Origin of the sequence: Psychrobacter sp. 78a-MNA-CIBAN-0178 (genome assembly GCF_040309625.1) — a bacterium.
GTDB classification, from domain to species: Bacteria; Pseudomonadota; Gammaproteobacteria; order Pseudomonadales; family Moraxellaceae; genus Psychrobacter; species Psychrobacter okhotskensis.
The window spans coordinates 1-257 of sequence record NZ_JBEOOZ010000155.1 but is presented as its reverse complement, the minus strand read 5'-3'; the positions used below and the strand labels follow the sequence as shown (position 1 = coordinate 257).

Genomic DNA, 257 nt, shown 5'->3' with positions numbered 1-257 from the left:
CTACTGAATTAACCAATCTCATCTACCAGCGATGATGTCAGTTTTTCGACCTCAACCCTGACATCATCCCCTTCTCGATAACCTTCCACAAACGCTCTAAATTGTGTTTTTAGCCATGCCACATCCTGTTGTTTGGCTTTTTCTATGAACTCAAACAAAACATTTTCGATATCTTCCAAAGGAAAGCTATGCTCCATTGCTTGCATGATTAACGGATGAAACGTGGTTTCGATATTATCTTCGCCTATGATTAACTC

At 39.7% G+C, this 257-nt stretch carries 1 pseudogene; it reads right to left on the bottom strand.

Features of this window, described 5'->3' with window-relative positions:
• Positions 1-8: 8 nt before the first annotated feature.
• A pseudogene (locus AAEY80_RS14660) lies at positions 9-257 on the bottom strand (hypothetical protein); the annotation flags it as partial.